The sequence below is a fragment of the Erythrobacter sp. JK5 genome, assembly GCF_018205975.1.
In the GTDB taxonomy this organism is placed as follows: Bacteria; Pseudomonadota; Alphaproteobacteria; order Sphingomonadales; family Sphingomonadaceae; genus Erythrobacter.
Window position 1 is genome coordinate 343,654 of sequence record NZ_CP073577.1, and the last position, 19,206, is coordinate 362,859.

At 62.8% G+C, this 19,206-nt stretch carries 14 protein-coding genes and 1 pseudogene; 14 read left to right on the forward strand and 1 reads right to left on the reverse strand.

Annotated features, from left to right (window positions below; translation table 11 throughout):
* The first annotated feature begins 32 nt into the window (after positions 1–32).
* The 6 genes from KDC96_RS01605 to KDC96_RS01630 are packed head-to-tail and all read left to right on the forward strand — an operon-like array spanning position 33 to position 8,021.
* Positions 33–2,324 carry a polysaccharide lyase 6 family protein gene (locus tag KDC96_RS01605; RefSeq protein WP_212450122.1) on the forward strand — a complete coding sequence of 764 codons (2,292 nt, stop codon included), beginning with the start codon at positions 33–35 and terminating at the stop codon, positions 2,322–2,324.
* A complete protein-coding gene (locus KDC96_RS01610) occupies positions 2,321–4,495 on the forward strand; it encodes an alginate lyase family protein (RefSeq protein WP_212450123.1) in 2,175 nt (724 codons plus the stop codon). Before KDC96_RS01605 ends, KDC96_RS01610 begins: the two co-directional genes overlap by 4 nt.
* Before the next feature lie 32 nt (positions 4,496–4,527).
* Positions 4,528–4,854: a cupin domain-containing protein gene (locus KDC96_RS01615; RefSeq protein WP_212450124.1), complete on the forward strand. Its 327-nt coding sequence runs from the start codon at positions 4,528–4,530 to the stop codon at positions 4,852–4,854.
* Complete coding sequence (locus KDC96_RS01620) at positions 4,854–6,170, forward strand: MFS transporter (RefSeq protein WP_212450125.1); 1,317 nt, start codon at positions 4,854–4,856, stop codon at positions 6,168–6,170. Before KDC96_RS01615 ends, KDC96_RS01620 begins: the two co-directional genes overlap by 1 nt.
* 18 nt (positions 6,171–6,188) lie before the next feature.
* Positions 6,189–6,941, forward strand: coding sequence for an SDR family NAD(P)-dependent oxidoreductase (locus KDC96_RS01625; protein WP_212450127.1), 753 nt, complete (start codon positions 6,189–6,191; stop codon positions 6,939–6,941).
* A gap of 48 nt (positions 6,942–6,989) precedes the next feature.
* A complete protein-coding gene (locus KDC96_RS01630) occupies positions 6,990–8,021 on the forward strand; it encodes a sugar kinase (RefSeq protein ID WP_212450129.1) in 1,032 nt (343 codons plus the stop codon).
* Between the two features lie 31 nt (positions 8,022–8,052).
* Here KDC96_RS01630 and KDC96_RS01635 read toward each other — a convergent pair whose 3' ends face one another.
* Positions 8,053–9,762, reverse strand: a complete 1,710-nt coding sequence (locus KDC96_RS01635) for a right-handed parallel beta-helix repeat-containing protein (protein ID WP_212450131.1) — start codon at positions 9,760–9,762, stop codon at positions 8,053–8,055.
* A gap of 128 nt (positions 9,763–9,890) precedes the next feature.
* Here KDC96_RS01635 and KDC96_RS01640 point away from each other — a divergent pair, with 128 nt between their 5' ends.
* From KDC96_RS01640 to kduD, 8 genes and pseudogenes are all read left to right on the forward strand, one after another.
* Positions 9,891–12,719 carry a TonB-dependent receptor gene (locus KDC96_RS01640; RefSeq protein WP_212450133.1) on the forward strand — a complete coding sequence of 943 codons (2,829 nt, stop codon included), beginning with the start codon at positions 9,891–9,893 and terminating at the stop codon, positions 12,717–12,719.
* A gap of 28 nt (positions 12,720–12,747) precedes the next feature.
* The gene (locus tag KDC96_RS01645; RefSeq protein ID WP_212450135.1) at positions 12,748–13,530 is read left to right on the forward strand and encodes a 2-keto-4-pentenoate hydratase; all 783 of its coding nucleotides are present in this window, start codon (positions 12,748–12,750) and stop codon (positions 13,528–13,530) included.
* Positions 13,527–14,549 carry a TRAP transporter substrate-binding protein gene (locus KDC96_RS01650; protein WP_212450137.1) on the forward strand — a complete coding sequence of 341 codons (1,023 nt, stop codon included), beginning with the start codon at positions 13,527–13,529 and terminating at the stop codon, positions 14,547–14,549. The genes KDC96_RS01645 and KDC96_RS01650 overlap by 4 nt, the downstream gene beginning before the upstream one ends.
* The gene (locus KDC96_RS01655) at positions 14,546–15,004 is read left to right on the forward strand and encodes a TRAP transporter small permease (protein ID WP_212450140.1); all 459 of its coding nucleotides are present in this window, start codon (positions 14,546–14,548) and stop codon (positions 15,002–15,004) included. The genes KDC96_RS01650 and KDC96_RS01655 overlap by 4 nt, the downstream gene beginning before the upstream one ends.
* Positions 15,004–16,281: a TRAP transporter large permease gene (locus KDC96_RS01660; protein ID WP_212450142.1), complete on the forward strand. Its 1,278-nt coding sequence runs from the start codon at positions 15,004–15,006 to the stop codon at positions 16,279–16,281. Before KDC96_RS01655 ends, KDC96_RS01660 begins: the two co-directional genes overlap by 1 nt.
* Positions 16,282–16,338: 57 nt before the next feature.
* Entirely contained in the window at positions 16,339–17,376 is a 1,038-nt protein-coding gene (locus KDC96_RS01665; RefSeq protein WP_212450144.1) for a LacI family DNA-binding transcriptional regulator, read from the forward strand.
* 120 nt (positions 17,377–17,496) lie between these two features.
* On the forward strand, positions 17,497–18,129 hold the full coding sequence (locus KDC96_RS01670; RefSeq protein ID WP_212450146.1) for an RpiB/LacA/LacB family sugar-phosphate isomerase: 633 nt from the start codon (positions 17,497–17,499) through the stop codon (positions 18,127–18,129).
* Between the two features lie 5 nt (positions 18,130–18,134).
* Positions 18,135–18,889, forward strand: a pseudogene (gene kduD, locus KDC96_RS01675) (2-dehydro-3-deoxy-D-gluconate 5-dehydrogenase KduD).
* Positions 18,890–19,206: the final 317 nt, after the last annotated feature.

The following is a 19,206-nucleotide window of genomic DNA, read 5'->3' on the forward strand; positions in this document are numbered from 1 at the left end:
TCGGCGTGCCGTATAGTCCCGACTCATAACAGATGGATGAGGGGATTGTCGGGATGCTGGCGCGGGTTGGCCTTGTGTTGCTGGCTGTATGGCTGGGTGCGACGCCCGCGATCGCCGAACATTATTTCGTACGCACGCAGGGCGAATATGCCGCCGCGCTCCAAGGGGTGGAGGCTGGCGACGTCATCATCCTTGCCAACGGCGAATGGCGCGATTTCGAACTCGTAATTACCGGCAAAGGCGAGCCCGGAAAACCAATTACGGTGATTTCGGAAGACGCCGGCAAGGTCATCCTGACCGGCCAGTCGAGCCTGCGCATCGGCGGTGAGTATGTTCTCGTGACCGGCCTCGTCTTCAAGGACGGTTACAGCCCGCGCGGCGAAGTCATTTCTTTCCGCCGCACAAAGGATGACCAGGCCAGGAATTCGCGCGTCACCGAAGTCGTGATCGACAATTTCAGCAAGCCCGATCGCTACGAAAGCGATTATTGGGTCGGTATCTACGGCAAGAACAATCGCTTCGATCACAATCACCTCGTCGGAAAGACCAACAAGGGCGTGACGCTGGCGGTGCGGCTCGACAGCGAGGAGAGCCGCGAGAACGGGCACCGCATCGATCACAATTATTTCGGCCCGCGTCCGGTGCTCGGCTCGAACGGCGGCGAAACGCTGCGGATCGGCACGAGCCGCTACTCGATGTATCGCTCCGATACGCTGGTGGAGGACAACATCTTCGATCGCACCGATGGCGAGGTCGAGATCATTTCCTCCAAGTCGGGCGGCAACATATTCCGCGGCAACGTCTTCCTGCGCTCGCGCGGGACACTGACCCTGCGGCATGGCGACGACAATGTCGTCGAGCGCAACGTCTTCCTGGGCGGGGGCAAGGATTTCACCGGCGGTATCCGCGTGATCAATCGCGGGCAGATCGTGCGCGGCAACTACATGGAGGGTCTTCGCGGTGAGGCATTCTCCAGCGCGCTGGCGGTGATGAACGGCGTGCCGAATTCGCCGGTCAACCGTTACGTCGAGGTCGACAAGGCGCGGATCGAGAACAACAGCATCGTCGACAGCCGCCGCGTGGCGTTCAATGTCGGTGCCGACGAGGAGCGTTCGGCGCCGCCGATCAACAGCACCTTTGCCAACAACCTGCTGAGCGGGCTGGCGGGCGAATCCTTCGTTGAAGCCTACGGCGAGGTGTCCGGTATCGCATTCAGCGCCAACCGCGTCGTGCAGGGTTCGGTCGCCGACGTCCTGCCGGGCATCGAGCCCGCCAAGACCGACCTGGAGCGCGCCGCCAACGGCCTGCTCTACCCGGTCGACCCCGCGCTCGCCACGGTCGGTGCGCCGCGCGATCTCGATCCGGTGTCGCTCGATAAGGTGGGGGTCGCCTGGTATCCCAAGCCGGGCGACGACATCGCGTTCGGTTCGTCGGGCAGGGTGATCGCAGTCGCTCCGGGCGAGGATACGCTGGTCGACGCCGTGTTGTCTGCCGGCCCGGGCGACGTGCTGCTTTTGCAGAGCGGCGAATATGTCGCGAACCGGGCGATCCCGCTCGACAAGGCTCTGACCTTGAGAGGCGCGTTCGAGGAAGGTAGCGAACCGCCGACGATCGTCTTCACCCGGCCGAGCCTGATCGAATTGCGCGAAGGCGGAAACCTCCAGCTCGCCGATCTGATTATCGACGGTGCGCTGGCTCCGGATTCGGTCGGCAATTCGGCGATCCGCACGACCACTTTTCCGATCAAGTCTAACATGCGGATCGAGCTGGACGGGGTCACGGTGCGCGGGCTGGTGGTCAACCGCTCGTTCAACGTTCTGACTCTCGGCAAAAGCGCGCTCGCAGACCGGGTCAGCATCCGCAACAGCCGCTTCCACGACATCACCGGCGCGGTCGTTTCGGCTGCGGCCGAGACCGAGGATTTCGGGCAGTACAATGTCGAGTATCTCGAAATCGTCGAAAATTCCTTCGCCGCGATCGGCGGACCGATTGCCGATATCTATCGCGGGGGTCGCGACGAGAGCACGTTCGGCCCGCTCGTGACGATCGCCGGGAACCGCATCGCCGATGTGGGCCTTGCCACGACCAACGGCTCCGGCGCGTCGATCAACCTTCATGGTGTTCAGGTGGCGCGGATCGAACGCAACGAAGTGGCGGCTTCGGCACCGTTCCGCGTGGTCCACACGGTGGGAACGCCGCAGACCGTCGTCAAGGACAACAGGTTTGCCGACACGCCGAGTATCGTTCTCGAAGAGCTCGAATACGATGGCGTCAACCGCGCCGAGCTTTCGGGCAATACCTTTGCCGACGGGACGGGCAATTGAAGCGCACGGCTCTCCTCGCTGCGGCGGCGGCGCTGGGTGCACTGCCGCTCCCGGCGATGGCAGCTGCACCGCAGGCTGTCGAAGCGCAGCAGCAATTTCCCCCGCTGTTTGCTGCCGAAATCGAGCGCGCGAAAGAATTCGTCGATGGCATGATCGCCGAAGGCGTGGTCGTGCCGGTGCCCAAGGATCCGGGCGGCGGTTACACACACGAACAGCACAAGCGCAATTATCGCGCGATTCAGCTCGGCGGGCAGCTTTTCCGGGTCACCGGTGAACAACGCTATGCCGATTACGTCGGGCAGATGCTGCTCGAATATGCGGCTCTCTATCCGACGCTTGGCGATCATCCGGCCCGCGCCAACCAGAATGTCGGTCGTCTGTTCTGGCAGGTGCTCAATGATGCGATGTGGCTGGTGCACGCGGTGCAGGGCTATGCCGACATTCGCGACACGCTGTCGGTGGAGGACCGACAGCGGATCGACGACGACGTCTTCCGCCGTGCCGCCGATTTCCTGTCGGTGGACTCGCAGCGCACCTTCGACCGGATTCACAATCACGCCACCTGGGCGACGGCGGGCGTCGGGATGACCGGCTATCTGCTGGGCGATCAGGACATGGTCGATCGCGCGCTGCTGGGTTCGGACAAGAGCGGGGAAACCGGATTCCTGCGCCAGACCGAGCTGCTGTTCTCGCCCGACGGGTACTATACCGAAGGGCCGTATTATCAGCGGTTCGCGCTGCTTCCGTTTATGGTGTTTGCCGATGCGATCGAGCGCAACGATCCCGGGCGCAAGATCTTCGAACATCGCGGCGGTATCCTGCTCAAGGCGCTGCGCACGACAGTGCAGCTCAGCTATCGCGGATATTTCTTCCCGTTCAACGATGCGATCAGGGACAAGAGCCTCAAGACTGCCGAGCTTTATGAAGGGATCGCGATCGCATACGGGCAAACGCGCGATCCCACGCTGCTTTCGATCGCGGAATACCAGGATCGCACGGTGCTGGGTGCGAACGGGCTGCAGGTTGCGAGCGACCTGGCGGCAGGCAAGGCGGAACCGTTCCCGTTCCGCTCCCTGCTGTTGAGCGACGGCCCCGATGGCAAGCAGGGCGCGGTCGCGATCCTGCGCCGCGGCGAGGGCCCAAACCACACCGCACTGGTCGCCAAGAACAGCTCGCAAGGCATGGGCCACGGACATTTCGATAAGCTTGCCTGGCAGCTTTACGATAACGGGAACGAGATCGTTCGCGATTACGGCGCCGCGCGGTTCCTCAATATCGAAGCCAAGGAAGGCGGTCGTTACCTGCCGGAAAACACGACCTGGGCGAAAGCCTCGGTCGCGCACAACACGCTGGTGGTCGATCAGCGCAGCCATTTCGACGGCGATGTCGACGTTGCGAGCGAGACCTGGCCGGAGCAGCTGTATTTCTCGGACGCCGAAGGGTTGCAGGTTTCCAGCGCACGGATCGACAGCGCCTATCCCGGGGTTGTGATCCGGCGCACGCTGATCATGCCGGACGTTCCCGGGCTCGAAGCGCCGCTGGTGATCGATCTCGTGCGCGCCGACAGCGCCGACCCGCATCTTTACGATCTGCCGCTGCACTATTCCGGGCACATCATGGAATTCGACTTTGCGCCCCAGAGCCACGTTGCCAACCGGCCCGTGCTGGGCGAGGCGAACGGCTATCAGCATATCTGGGTCGACGCCGAGGCCAGCCTCGACGATGGCAGGGGCGCGCTGACGTGGATCCTTGACGGCCGGTTCTACACCTACCGTTTCGACAGCAACGGTCCGTTGACGGCGATCCTCGGTGAAAGCGGCGCAAACGATCCCGATTTCAACCTGCGCCGCGAGCCGCTGATCCTGCTTCGCGCAAAGCGCGGGAATGGCGCTGCGCGCTTCGCGAGCCTGCTCGAGGCGCATGGCAGCTATGATGGGGCGGCCGAACAGACAGTGGCCAGCCGCAGCCGCGTGGAAAATCTTGAACACGACGTGATCGACGGCAGCGATATCGTACGTCTGACCCTGAAAACGGGGCAGCGCTTTGCGATCGCCGTATCGCACGATCCCGATCCGGCACGAGCCCATTCGGTGTCGCTCGGAGGAGACCGCATCGCCTGGACGGGATTTGCAGCAGTGGTCGCGCTGGCAGGAGGGGAGAAACGAAAATGACGGGAATGACGAGCGAGGCAAGCCCCCCTTTCGTGACCGCGAAGCGAGCGCCGAAAGAAGATCTGGGCGAGGGCATCAGCCGCCAAATCCTCGGTTACGGACCGGATCTGATGATCGTGAAGGTATGGTTCGAGGAAGGCGCGATCGGGCAGGTCCACGATCACCGTCACAGCCAGTCGAGCTATGTCGAAAGCGGCAGGTTCGAAGTCTTGATCGATGGCGAGAAACGCGTTCTCGAGGCCGGTGACAGCTTCTATGTCGCGCCGCATCTCGATCACGGCGCCGTGTGCCTTCAGCCCGGAGTGCTGATCGACACGTTCAGTCCGGCGCGCGAAGATTTCCTCGGGCAGGAGGGCTGATGATGAAGCTGAACGGATTACGCTGGTGGGTTGTCGGGCTCGTCGCCCTTGCGACCATCATCAACTACATCGATCGCCAGACCATCAACGTCCTTTGGCCGGAGAACATTGCGCCCGAGCTGTTCCCCGACATGGATGCCGACGGGCACAAATACATCCTCGGGGTCATCAGCACCGTCTTCATTTTCGCCTACGCGGCGGGTCAGGCGATCTTCGGCAAGATCTTCGACTGGGTCGGAACGCGCCTGGGCTTTGTGCTGTCGATCGGGGTCTGGTCGCTGGCGACTGCGGCGCATGCGCTGGCGAAAGGCATTATCAGCTTCAGCGTGTTTCGTGCGATCCTCGGCATCGCGGAGGCGGGCAACTGGCCCGGCGCGACCAAGGCGAATGCCGAGTGGTTTCCGACCAAGGAACGCGCGCTCGCGCAGGGTATCTTCAATTCCGGCGCAGCGATCGGCGGGATCATTTCGATTCCGCTGATCGGCTACATGGCCGTCATCCTCGACTGGAAGCTGATCTTCGTGCTGGTCGGTGTGATCGGGCTGCTCTGGCTCGTCCCATGGTGGTTCATCGTCAAGGCTCCGCCCAAAGAGCACGACTGGCTGACCGATGACGAACGCGAATATATCCTGACCGGTCAGAAAGTCGAGGATGCCACCAGCGACGATGACGACGGGTACAACCCGCCGACCGGGGAACTGCTGGCGCGCAAGGAAAGCTGGGGCGTGATCATCGCCTCGGCCGCCATCGACCCGATCTGGTGGTTGTTCATCGTCTGGATTCCGACCTACCTGGTCGAGGTCCACAACTTCAACGTGAAGGAAATTGCGGCCTCGGGCTGGCTCCCGTTCGTCGGGGCGATGCTGGGCGCCTGGTTCGGCGGATTGCTGGCACAGAACCGGCTGAAGGCGGGGTGGAGCGTCAACCGTACGCGCAAGTTCACGATCACGCTGGGGTGCCTGATCATGCTGCCAGCGCTGCTGGCCCTGTCGGCGGCGTCTTCGCCCTGGCCTGCGCTGTGGCTGATGTTCACGATCCTGTTCGGGTTCCAGACCGCGATCGGCAACGTCCAGACGCTTCCGAGCGACCTGTTCGGCAAGCGGACCGTGGGCACCCTGTCGGGTATCGCCGGCATGGCGGCAAAGCTGAGCGCCGCAGCGCTTACCTATCTCGTTCCGATCATGACGGCCGGAGCGAATTACTACTCCGTCTTCGTTCTCGGCGCGGTTCTTGCGCTGACAGCAATCGCAAGTGTCTGGCTCCTCTGCGGGGAAATCAGGCCCTTGAAACCGAAATCGGCCTCTGGCCATGCATGATCCGAAGGGGACAATTCAATGAAGTTTGCAGGCAAGGTGGCAGTCGTAACCGGGGGCAGTCGCGATATCGGTAGAGCGGTATGCATCAAGCTCGCCAGCGAAGGCGCGAACGTGGTCGTGAACTACAACAGCAACGAGGCCGATGCGGATGCCACGATCGCGGAAATCGAAACGGTCGGCGGGAAGGGCATCAAGGTCCGGGCGGACGTGACCAAGGCTGCCGAAGTCGAGGCGTTGATCGCGGCGACCTGCGATGCGTTCGGCGGCTCGATCGACATTCTCGTCAACAATGCCGGCGGAATGGTTGCACGCAAGACGCTGAGCGAGATGGATGAAGCCTTTTTCAACCGCGTAATGCAGCTGAACCTGACTTCGACCTTCCTTGCTTGCAAGGCGGCGGTGCCGTTCATGGACAAGGGCGGGGCGATCGTGAACCTCGCATCGCTGGCCGGGCGCGACGGCGGTGGTGGCGGGGCCATGGCCTACGCCACATCCAAGGGCGCGGTGATGACGCTGACGCGCGGTCTGGCCAAGGAACTCGGCCCGCAGGGTATCCGGGTCAACGCGCTGTGTCCCGGCATGATCGCGACTACGTTCCACGATACGTTCACGCCCGACGCCGCGCGTGAGAATGTCGCCAACTCGACACCGCTGCGCCGCCAGGGCCGCGCGGAGGAGATCGCCGACCTGGTCGCCTATCTCGCTTCGGACGAGGCTTCGTTCATCACCGGCACAAATGTCGACATCAACGGCGGGCTCGGGTTCTCCTAAGCTTCGCCTTCGTTTCATTTCCCTCCAACGTCACACGGATTCCTTCCCATGGCAGAGTTCCTTTCTTTCGGTGAGATCATGCTCCGGCTCAAGACGCCCGGGCATGAGCGGTTCTTTCAGTCGCCCGGTTTCGAAGCGACCTTTGGCGGCGGCGAAGCGAATGTCGCGGTAGCGCTGGCCAACTACGGGCTCGACGCGGGGTTCGTGAGCGCGCTCCCGGATAACGACATCGGCGATGCGGCGATCCGGGAACTGCGGGGCTTCGGGGTCGATACCTCGATGATCCGCCGGAGCGGCGACCGCGTGGGGATCTATTTCCTCGAAACCGGGGCCAACCAGCGTCCTTCGAAAGTGGTTTACGACCGGGCGCGCTCGTCGATCTGCGAGGCGGGGCCGGGCGATTTCGACTGGGCCACGATCTTCAAGGGTGCGAAGTGGCTGCACATCACCGGGATCACTCCGGCGCTGAGCCAGTCTGCGGCAGATCTCAGCGTTGAATGCGTGCAGGCAGCACAGGCGGCGGGAGTCACCGTGTCGTGCGATTTCAATTATCGCGGCAAGCTGTGGAAGTACGGCAAGACCGCGCCGGAAGTGATGCAGGATCTTGTCAAGCACGTCGATGTTGGCATCGCCAACGAGGAAGATTGCCAGAAATCGCTCGACATCACAGTCGATGTCGACGTCGAAAGCGGCGAGCTCGATACCGCGAAATACGAGGCGCTGTCGGCCAAGGTGCTCGACACCTATCCCGGCATGAACGCCATTGCGATCACTCTGCGCGAAAGCTTCAGCGCGGACCGCAACGGCTGGTCGGCGTGCCTGCGCACCGCTGACGGAGGATTCATGCTGTCACGCCGTTACGAGATGACCGACATCGTCGACCGGGTGGGCGGGGGCGATAGCTTCGCATCGGCGCTGATCTATGGCCTTAACGCCTATGACGATCACCAGCAGGCGCTCGAATTCGCGGTCGCGGCAAGCTGCCTCAAGCATTCGATCATGGGCGATTTCAACCGCGTCACGGTGCCCGAAGTCGAAAAGCTGATGAGCGGCGACGGCTCGGGCCGGGTACAGCGGTAGGGAAGCCGCGGACCGACCGGAGCCGGCGAGACTATTCTCGCGTCCGTTTCAACAACTGGTAGGCATACAGCGACGGCACGGCGCGCACGGCGCGGTTGTGCATTTCGACATAAGGCGTCGGCCGATGGTCCAGCCTGATCGGGCGGTTGCCATGCATGCCGACGATGCGCGCTTCGGGTCCCTCCGAACCGGCCAGGATCACGACTTCGTCGCCCGGCGCCACGCCGCCATCGAACACGATCGAGAGATTCCAGGTCGTGTTGAAGCGTCCGTGGCCGGGCTGCCAGTATCCCGCTCCTCCGGCCTTGTAGAGGTCGTAGAGCGGTTTGCCGTCCTCGCTCTGCTGGTCGGGTGTCACGTGGACGGTGATGTTGTCGTACAGGTTCTGGTGGTTCGATCCGGCATGCTGATCGAGCGTCGGGGTCGTCCAGACCGTGCTGTTCGTATAGACCGACCGGGTTGATTTGGTGTTGAAGCTCAGCGCGTGGACGGTCGGATTGTAGACGGTCAGCCGATCGACCAGCACATTGTGCACGTTGCCGATATGGACGCTGTAGTGCGCCGCATGCTCGCCTTGTGTGACGACATTGCTGATCGTGACGTTGGCCAGATCGTCGGTCAGGATGCCGCTGTCGCTGTTCTCGATCCGGACATTGCGTATCCAGCCATTGTGCACGCCGGTGAAGTACACGCCGTTGAAGCCGGATTCGTTGTGGTGCCCGAAATACGGATTGGGCGGGAATACCAGCGCGAGATCCTGGATCCCGACCTCGCTGAGATGCGCCCATTCGCTGAAGTAGGCCGGCAGGTCGGTGCCGATATCGTGCAACAGCGGATCGGCGATGGTTACGGTGTTGCCGTCGATCGCCTCGATCCGGGTGGGCTGCTGCACCAGCGGCCGATCAGGCGTTTCCCAATGGCGGCTGCCGATCTTTAGATCGGTATCGCCATAGAGCGATTTGACGAGCGGCCCGTCCGGCCCCGCACGGTTGTGCCAGTTGATCCGCAGCACGTCGCCGACTTTCAGCCCCGACGTATCCTGAACGGTGAGCGTGCGCGAAAACTGCTTGCCGGTCCTGATATCCGCGATCTTCGCGATGGGCGGGTCCATGCTTTCGATATAGCTGGCGTGGCGGCCGCCCGGGACGCGCGACCAGATGAAGCCGCCGCTCCAACTGTATTCCGAGAACAGGACATCGAGATTGGCGTCCGGCTGACGCTCGTACTTGTCGTTCTCGCGCAGATACTGGCGGATTTCGTCAAGCGTGCCGCCATCGTCGATCTGGTTGAGCGGGCGCGGCATGTAGAGTTCCGTCCCGCCGGCGCCCATTCCCATGCCCGAAAGGACGATACCGCTTTTTTCCAGCCACAGGATTTCGCTCAGGATGTAGCGTCCCGGCCCGAACTGGACCCGCACCGGGCCGCTGCGCGAATGCGCTTCGGCGAGCGCCGCCTGGATAGCCTTGCTGTCGTCCTTGCCGTCATCCGCCTTCGCGCCGAAATCGGCGACGTCGATCTCCTGATCGACCGTGGGGATGGTTTCCGTTCCGAATCCGTACCCTGCATAGGAGAAATCGGGCAGCGGATTGGCCCTCTGAGTCGCCGGATCGGCGAGGATGGACGGCAAAGCATCATCTGCCGCCGCCGATCCTGCGACCCCGCCGAGCAGGGTTGCCCACACCAGTGCAGCACCGGCCAGCGGTTTGTGAAAATTCGCGAATCTCGTTGATCGACGCGTCATGGACCCTCTCCGGACGGCTTTCCCACAAATGGTATTGACGCGCAATGATACCGGTGTCAATCATTTGGGTAACCGGTGTCATGGTCGGATAAACGCCCAGGCATCGCATGATCCTGGGGAGGAAAATCATGTCCGCAATCTTCGAACAACCGATCTTCGATGTGCGCCTGGGCCTGCGCGCGACTCTGCTGAGTACGGCGGTGCTCATCGCTGCGCCGGCCGTGGCGCAAAGCCAGCAGGAAGGCGATAGCCAGCCAGGGTCAGCCGAGCCCGAAATCGTCGTTACCGGCGAGATTTCACGCACGATCGAATCCTCGCTCGAAACGAAGCGCCAGCTCGACGTGATCGGGGATGCGATCGTCGGCGACGACATTGGCGACCTGCCCGACCTGTCGGTAGCCGAAACGCTCGAACGTGTGGTCGGGGTCACTTCAGACCGGTTCAAGGGTGGGGCGTCGGAACTGTCGATCCGCGGTCTCGGTGCCTTCCTTGGCGCGAGCTTCCTCAACGGCCGTGAAATCTCGTCGGGCAGCGACGGTCGCGACGTCAATTACGGCCAGTTTCCCTCCGAGCTCATCAATGGCGCGGTGATCTACAAGTCGCAGCAGGCCAGCTTCATCGAAGGCGGGGTGTCCGGAATCATCGAATTGCAAACGCTGCGCCCGCTCGATTATGGCAAGCAACGACTGCAGTTGCAGGCTCTGGGCGGCTACAGCGACTATGAGGATCGGGTGGTCGATGGCGAACCCTTCAACTACCGGCTGACCGCATCTTACGTGGACCAGTTCCAGGTTGGCGACGGGGAGCTGGGGATCGCGATCGGGGGCCAGATCCGCCGCGACACCGCGCCGGAGGATATCTACACTAGCAGCTCGACCTATCGGCCATGCAACACGATCGAAGGGGTCGACCAGAGCAACAATTGCGATTTCGACACCGATGCCAACGGCAATCCCAGCGGCGCGTCGGACCAGTTCTATTTCGTATCCAACCAGTACATCTACCGCGCGATGGCGACCGATGCCGATCGCGATGCGGTAATGGGGGCGATCCAGTATCGCCCGTCGCCATCGGTCGAAATCAATCTCGATGCGCAGTATTCCTACCGCGACGATATCGAAGAGCGCGCCAATCTGGTGATTGCGGACGGGCGCCGGGATATCGTCCCGCTCGACATCTCGCCGACGGGCGCGCTGCTCAACTGGAGCGGCGAAACCCGGATCGAGAACCAGTCGGTATGGCGCCAGCGGACCGAGGAATATCTGGGACTGGGCGGCAATCTGGAATGGAGCTCGGGCCCTGTCACGCTCGCCGTCGACGTGGCGTATTCGCAGACCAAGCGCCGTCAGGATGAAAAGGACATGCGCATCCGCACCAATTCGCGGGTGCTGTATGAAATCGACAAGCGCGGGGTCGAGGTGCCGAACCTGACCTTCACCGATGTCAGCGCGGTCGAGAACAACACCGGGCTCGTCTTTGATCTCGACAATCACGATCTCTACAACAATGGCGCGCGCGCCCGGCGGCGGCTCGAGAACGTCGATGACGAGATTTTCGCCGTGCGGCTGGACGCCGAATACGAATTGAGCGGTGGCTTTTTCAAGAGCATCGAGGCGGGCTTCCGCTATGGCGACCGCTTCCGGCTGCACGATGACGGTATCGACGCGACCGTCGCGCTGGTGGCGGGCAATTATGCGAACCAAGCCGCGATCGACGCGCGGCGCGATAGCTTCCTGGTCAAGGACCTGTTCGAAGGCGCCGACACTGCGGTGCGGGGCATCACCTGGGCGGCCTGGGATGCCGAGGCCCTGTTCACCGCTCTGACGGGCGATGCCGATGCGGGACTGCCCGCGCCGGGCGTGTCGACCCGTTCGACACAGGATGCCGAGGTCACGGAAAAGACCTATGCCGGGTATCTGCAGGCCAATTTCGACACGATGTTCGGCAGCACGCCCGCGCGCGGCAACGTCGGCGTTCGCATCGTCCGCACCGAAATCACCTCGGTGGGAATCAGCTCGGCGCTGGAAACCAGCCCCGGACCCGATCCGGACACGATCACGATCACCGAAGTCGGCGATCCGATCGTCAATATCGAAACCAACAGCTTCACCGATATCCTGCCCAGCGCCAACCTGATCCTCGAAGTCGCCCCGGACAAGCTGCTGCGGTTTGCGGCCTACCGCGCCCTCGCGCGACCCGACCAGGAAGCGATGTCGGCAGCGCTGTCATTCGACGACGAGGCCGATCTTGGAAACCTCGGCTCGATCGTCAGTGCCAGCGGCAACCCGTTTCTGGAACCGTTGAAATCGTGGAACGGCGACGTCTCGTTCGAATGGTATGCGGGGCCGACCAGCTCGATCGCGGTCGCGCTGTATGCGAAGCAGCTGCAAACCGGCTTCCGGACCGACGTGACCCCGCTGACGATCGAAGTCGACGGCACACCCACCGAGGTGATTATCGGCCGCACCGTCAATTCCAACGACAAGAGCCACCTGCTGGGTTTCGAGATAGCGGCGCAGCACGCGTTCGATTTCGGGCTGGGGTTCCAGGCGAGCTACAATTATGCGGACTCGAACTTCGAGTTTCCCGACCCGCAGGTGGTCGATGGCAATGCGATCAGCGACTTCACCGAACCGGCCAACATTCCTGGCTATTCGCGCCATTCGCTGAACGCGACGGTGTTCTTCGAAACCGCGCGGTTCAACACCCGGCTCGCCTACAAATGGCGTTCGGATTACTTCAAGCCGTTCCGGTCCGACCAGAACCGCTTTACCGAGGACCAGGGCTTCCTCGATTTCTCGGCGGCGTACGACGTGATCGACAACGTCCAGGTGCGGGTGCAGGTGCTCAATATCCTCGATGAACCCAACATCTTCTATCGCCCGACGCGGGATAATCTTGCACAGTCGGATTTTTCCGGTCGGCGATTCTTCGTCGGCATCCGCGGTCGGTTCTGATCCGGGCGCGAAGCGAGGGAGCGGGAATATGACGGACACTGCCGCTGTGCAGAATGATCGGCTGCGCGAGCTATCCCGCACGCTTGTTGAGGCGCGGCGTTGCGCCGGCTCGCTTCCGGAATTTCCGGGCCCGCTCCCGCGCGACCTTGAAGAGGCCTACAAGGTGCAGGCGCTCTCGCGCGCTGCCTGGCCGGATGATGTGATCGGCTGGAAAGTCGGCGGGATTCCGCCCAAGCACCGCGTCGCACTCGGCGAGCAATATCTGGCAGGCCCGATTTTCGCCAAACGGCTGGTTCGCGCGCAGCCCGGCGTCACGAACGAGATGCCGGTTTTTGCTGGCGGGTTCGCGGCGATCGAGCCCGAATTCGTCTTGGAGCTTGGCGAGAATCGCGATGCCGATCGGCTCTTCATCGGAGCGGAAATCGCCAGCAGCCCACTGGTCGCGATCAACGATATCGGACCGCTGGCGGTCGTGTGCGATTTCGGGAACAACAACGGTGTCCTCGTAGGCCCCGAAATTCCCGACTGGCAGACCGCAGGCGAACGCGACCTGCCGGTTGCGACGGTGATCGACGGTCAGATGATCGCCACGCGGGTGGTCGCGGATCTCGCCAGCGACGTGATTGCCGTGCGCGACTTCCTGTTCGCCCATGCCGAACGCCAGGACATTGCCCTGGCGCCGGGTACGCTGATTTCGACCGGAGCGATAACCGGGGTGCACGAGGCGCACGCGGGGGCGCGATCGATCCTCGACTTTGGCAGGTTCGGCGCACTCGAGCTTGTGTTGGTGCCGGAGCGGCAATCCGCATGAGCCGCGCCGCCAGGGGACTCGACTTCGCCCGGCGCGATGTGCTGGGCGGAGCATCCGCGCTGGCAGCGCTGACGATGAGCGGGTGCAGCCCGCGCGTCGGCAGTGCCTTCACCGCGACCGATACGCATGTGCTCGATTATCCCACCGTGCAGGCGGTTATCCGGTTCGGAGAAATTCTCTCGGCCCGCACCGACGGAAGGCTCTCGCTCAAGATGTACGCGGGCGGCCAGCTCGGCAACGAGCGCGACACGCTCGAAATCACGACATTCGGCGGGCTCGATTTCAACCGGATCAACCTGGCTCCGCTCAATTCGATCGAGCCGCTGACCAAGGTGGCGGCGCTGCCGTTCCTGTTCGAGTCGACCGCGCATATGCGGCGCAGCCTCGATGGCGAGATCGGCGAGGAGATTCTCGCCTCGCTCGAGCCGCACGGGCTGATTGGCCTGTGCTTTTACGATTCCGGTTCGCGATCGTTCTACAACACGCGCGGACCGATCCGCACCCCGGCAGACATGCGCGGGCTGAAACTGCGCGTACCCGGCTCCGATCTCTATGTGGCGATGGTCCAGTCGCTCGGTGCCGATGCCGTCCCGATGCCGCTCGACGAGGTTTACCAGTCGCTGGCGCAGGGCGTTATCGACGGGGCGGAAAACAACTGGCCGAGCTTCGAGAGCGGCAAGCATTTCGAGGTCGCGCGCTATTACAGCCTCACCAATCACCTGCTTGCTCCCGAGGTGTTCGTGATGTCGAAAATCAGCTGGGACAAGCTTACCGCATCGGATCAGGCGCTAGTGCGTGACGCGGCGCGGCAATCGGTGCCCTATATGCGCGAATTGTGGGACCGGCAGGTCGCCAAGAGCAAGGCGATCGTGATGGGGTCGGGGGTCGAGGTGAACGAGGTCGATCCCGCACCCTTCGCCGCGGCGATGACCGGGATGTGGGACAGTTTCATCGACGATGCCCGCCAGCGCAATCTGGTCGAACGCATCCAGGCATTGCGCGGCGGAGAAAGCGAATGATGGACCGGATCGCAGACTGGCTGGTGAAGATCGGCGCGGCCGGCCTGATCCTCATGACGGCGGTGGTCGGCTGGCAGGTGTTCGGCCGCTTCGTCCTGAATTCCAGTCCCTCGTGGACCGAACAGGCCGCGCTGATCCTGATGATCTGGTACGTGTTCTTTGCGGCGGCAGCAGGCGTGTGGGAGCGGTTCCACATCCGGATCGAGTTGCTCGAGCATTGGCTCAGCGCGGCGCGCGCTCGCCAGTTGCGGATTGCGATCCACGTCCTGGTCGCCGTGTTCGGCCTGGTGCTGCTGGTCTTCGGCGTGCAGCTCGCGTGGCTGGTGCGCGATCACGTGATCCCGTCGCTCGGGATCAGCCGCGCGCTGGCCTATGTCCCGATCCCGCTCGCCGGACTGTTGACTGTCGTGTTTTCGATCGCGCGCATCCGGGTGCGAATGCAGGAGGCCTACTGATGGAGATCCTTGTCCTCCTCGGAGTCCTGCTGCTGCTGCTCGCGCTCGGCGCGCCGGTGGCCTACGCGCTGTTCGGCGCGGCATTGGCGACGTTCCTGGTGATCGACATCCCGCTGGTCGTCGCCGTGCAGCGGATGGCGGCAGGGATCAGCGTATTCACCCTGATGGCGATCCCGTTCTTCATTTTCGCGGGTGACCTGATGTACCGCGCTGGCATCGCCGAACGGCTCGTGCGCGTCGCCGATGCGGCGCTGGGCCGGGTGCGCGGGGGACTGGGCCTGGTCGATGTCGGCGCGTCGATGATGTTCGGCGCGGTGTCCGGTTCGGCCATCGCCAGCGCTTCCGCGATCGGATCGACCATGGTCCCGCTGATGGAAGAAAAAGGCTATCACAAGGATTATGCGGTCAACGTTACCGTCACCGCTGCGATCGTCGGGTTGCTGATCCCGCCTTCGCACAACATGATCATCTACTCGGCGGCGTCGGGGATCGGCGTTTCGATCGGCGATCTGTTCCTGGCCGGGATCGTGCCGGGCATCCTGACCGGTGCGATGCTGATGCTGACCGCCTGGCTGGTTGCGCGCCGCCGCGGCCTGCCCAAGGGCACATTCCCCGGCTGGCGCGAACTCGCCCGCGCGACTGTTTACGCGATTCCCGGTCTGATGACCGGCGTCATCATCATGGGCGGCATTCTGAGCGGGATCTTCACGCCCACCGAAAGCTCGGCCATCGCGGTGATTTACACGGGGCTGGTCGGCACGTTCGTGTACCGCAATCTGGGCTGGAGCGGGTTCGTCGAGGCCGCCCAGAAGTCCGTCCGCACGGCTGCCATGGTTCTGTTCATCATCGCTGCGGCGACTGCGTTCGGGTTTGCGCTCGCGCTGCTCGAAGTGCCCGCTGCGCTGGCGAGCCTGATCGGGTTGATGACCGAGAACCCGATCCTGACGTTGATCATCATAAACCTGATGCTGCTGGCGCTGGGCACTTTCATGGACATGGCTCCGCTGATCGTGATTGCGACGCCGATCTTCCTCCCGGTCGCGATGGAAACGGGCGTGGACCCGGTCCACTTCGGGATCATCATGATGATCAATCTCGGGATCGGTCTGGTCACGCCGCCGGTCGGATCGGTTCTGTTCGTCGGCTCCGCCGTCGGCAAGATTCCGCTGGCCGACATGATCCGGACGATCTGGCCGTTCTACCTCACTCTGCTCGCCGCGCTCGCCCTGATCACCTTCGTACCGGCTCTCTCGATGGCCCTACCGGATGCTTTCTGACTTCTATTCGGCGGTCGAATTGGCCTAAGGCAGATAGCGGAGGGCGAAGGGACACTTATGGCGAAAAGCGGCAAACCGACGATCAACGACGTCGCGCGCCTCGCCAGTGTCTCGAAAAAGACCGTCAGCAGGGTGATCAACAAGTCGCCGCTGCTCAGCGACAAGACCCGCGAGCACGTGGAGCAGGTGATCGCGGAGATCGGCTTCGTCCCCAATCTTCAGGCGCGCGCGCTGGCGCTGCGGCACAATTTCATCATCGCGGCGATCCACGACAATCCCAACGCGCAATTCCTGGTCAACGTTCAGCAGGGCATCCTCGAAGGCCTGGCGGACAGCGAATACGGGCTGATGGTGCAGCCGGTGGATCGCGCTGCCGACACGCTTGCGGACGATATTCGCGCGTTCCTCGAACGGCACAAACCGTACGGCGTGGTGCTGCTGCCGCCGATTTCCGAAGACGATGCGATCGTGGACGTATGCCGGGACTTCGGCTGCGGATACGTCCGGATGGGATCGGTCAAGCTCGATGAGGCTGCGCACAGCGTGAGCTCGAACGACCGCGAGGCTGTGCGCGAGGCGGTTTCCTACCTGATCGCCAAAGGGCATAGCCGCATCGCGCTGATCGAAGGGCCGGAGGGATTCACCTCCCCCCGCGAAAGGCGTGCCGGGTTCGAAGAGGCGATGGAGGCCGCCGGGCTGGCGCTCGATCCCCAGCTGGTGCGACCCGGGCAATACACGTTCGAATCCGGAGTCGAGGCGGGGCAATCGCTGATCGACGCCGGCAATCCGCCCACCGCCATTTTCGCATCGAACGATGAAATGGCGATCGGGGTGATGATCGCAGCGCGTCGCAGCGGTCTGCTCATCCCCGATGATCTGTCGATCGTGGGTTTCGACGACACGCCGCTTTCGAGCCATGTATGGCCACCCCTCACGACGGTGCATTGGCCGATCGTGGCGATGGCACGGACCGCGGCGCGCAAGCTTGTCGCTCCCGACGACAAGGACGTACAGCGCCGCTGGCTGCTGCGTTCCGAGCTGGTCGAGCGCGCCTCCGTCATCCCGCCGAATATATCGGTGAAAACGCCTCGATGAGTCGCCAAGAAGTGGCTTGCACCCGTCTATGACACCGGTTACCTATGTGTCGAAATTGTATACGTCCGGATTGCCAGTCCAATCGGCCGCCCAATCCCGTTCAAAAGGAAGCGTCGCGCTATGAAAATCGCCCTCATCATTGAAAACAGCCAGGCCGCCAAAAGCGACATCATCCACGGCGCCCTGACGTCGGTGGTCGAGCCGATGGGCCACGACGTGTTTCACTACGGAATGCATACGCCCGAAGACAGGGCGCACCTGACCTATCCCATGAACGGCATTCTGACGGGCACCTTGCTCAATTCCGGCGCGGCCGATTTCGTCGTCACTGGTTGCGGGACCGGCATGGGATCGATGCTCGCCTGCAATGCGATGCCGGGCGTCTTCTGCGGCCTCGTAATCGACCCGACCGATGCCTTCCTGTTCAGCCAGATCAACGCCGGCAATGCGATGGCACTGCCATTTGCCAAGGGCTTCGGCTGGGCTGCCGAACTGAACCTGCAGGATTGCTTCCGCAAGTTCTTCGAGAACGAGCCCGGCCTCGGCTATCCCAAAGAACGCGCCGAGGTCATGGCCAAGAACCGCAATGTCCTCGCCGATCTCAAGAAGGCCACCTGTCACGACATGCTGACCGTGCTGAAAAACGCCGATCAGGACCTGGTGCGGACGGCCGTTTCGGGTGAGCGGTTCGCCGAGTACTTCTATCCCAACTCGCAGGACGACGAGATCAGCGCCTACCTGAAGGCGCTGTGATCGCGATGGGTGGCATGTTCGATCTTTCCGGCAAGGTCGCGATCGTTACGGGTGCGAACACCGGCATCGGGCAGGGTATTGCCGTCGCTCTTGCCAAGGCGGGAGCCGACATCGCGCTGGTCGCCCGCAGCGACGCATCCGAGACCAAGGGGCTTATCGAAAGTGCCGGGCGAAAGGCCGCCATCATCAATGCGGACCTCTCGACCATCGAGCCCTGCGCGCGCATCGTCGAGGAAACCATTGCCGCCCTCGGCGGGCTCGACATCCTCGTCAACAACGCCGGGATCATCCGCCGCAACGATGCGCTCGAGTTCACCGAGGACGATTGGGACGCGGTGATCGACACCAACCTCAAGGTGCTTTTCTTCCTCTGCCAGGCGGCGGGGCGGCACATGGCGAAGCACGGCGGGGGGTCGATCATCAACATCGCCTCGATGCTCACGTTCCAGGGCGGAATCCGGGTTGCAAGCTACACCGCTTCGAAAAGCGGGGTGGGCGGTCTGACCAAGCTGCTGGCGAACGAATGGGCCGCTAAGGGCATCACCGTGAACGCGATCGCTCCGGGCTATATCGCGACCAACAACACCGCCGCGCTGCAGGCGGACGAAACCCGCAATCGCCAGATCCTCGAACGGATACCGGCCGGGCGGTGGGGCGAGCCGTCGGATCTCGGGGGGCAGCGGTGTTCCTCGCGTCCGATGCAGCGCGCTACGTGCAGGGGCACATCCTCGCCGTCGACGGAGGCTGGCTGGCGCGCTGAACCTGCGCCAAGCCCTCGCGCGATTCTCGCGATCCGCTTCGATCCGGGCTTTCGCGATCAGCCGAGGCTGGGCTGACCGCGTCGAAGCTTCGCCTCAGGCGTCTTCCGATCCGGAGCAGATTGACGGTGCGATCCATGAAATCGAGCGAACAGTCCGCCGTGTCACAATTTAGCCATTTTAGTTTCCGTACCCAATTCTGTCCTGTTGCAAGTTACGCGGCGAAATATACTGAAAATACGACAAAGTGTTTTGACTTCGTTATTTCAGAGGCGTAGCTTCCCATTGCCTTCGGGAAAATCGCAACAATTCGATTCTC